Source organism: Microbulbifer okhotskensis (assembly GCF_023895975.1).
Lineage (GTDB): Bacteria > Pseudomonadota > Gammaproteobacteria > Pseudomonadales > Cellvibrionaceae > Microbulbifer > Microbulbifer okhotskensis.
Map to the genome: position 1 here is coordinate 1 of NZ_JALBWM010000369.1, position 537 is coordinate 537.

Sequence of the window (537 nt, forward strand, 5' to 3'; positions counted from 1 at the left end):
GCCAGCGGCCAGATTACCCAAATCGAACCCCTGCCGTTTGCGGTTGAGCCCGGCGATCAATTAGAGATCCGCCCGGACTGCGATGGTGTCTTTGCCATCTGCCGCGATGAATACGGCAACCAGCTCAATTTTAAAGGGGAAAACTTAATCCCCATCGGTCAGGCCTCCGACACCCCCGGCGCCGGCGTGCCCGGCAGTGCCGGGGGCGGCAGCACCTATTCCACCGGAAACCTTCAGCAGCAATAACCAGCAGCCATAAACCATGCAGCAACAAAGACTCGACACACTGGCCCATGCGCGCGGCCTGGTGGCTAAGCGCGTGCGCTGGCGGCACCGGGGGCGCACCGAATGGGCGGTGGACTGCGTGGGATTAATTGTTTTAAGCCTGCGCGCCGCCGGCCTGGTAATCGAAGATGAAAAACACTACGGCCGCGAGCCCTGGAAAGACGGCCTGCGCCAGAAAATGCAGCGGCGTTTCGGCAATCCCATCGCGGAACATTTATGGCAGCCCGGTGATATTGCCCTGTTTAAATCACC

Annotated in this window: 2 protein-coding genes; both read left to right on the plus strand. The window is 60.1% G+C overall.

What is annotated here, in order from left to right; genetic code table 11:
• Nucleotides 1-246: phage BR0599 family protein (locus tag MO867_RS22545; protein WP_252473348.1), on the plus strand; the 246-nt coding region annotated here is incomplete at its 5' end.
• A gap of 16 nt (nucleotides 247-262) precedes the next feature.
• The coding region (locus tag MO867_RS22550; protein WP_252473350.1) for an NlpC/P60 family protein at nucleotides 263-537 on the plus strand (275 nt) is incomplete at its 3' end.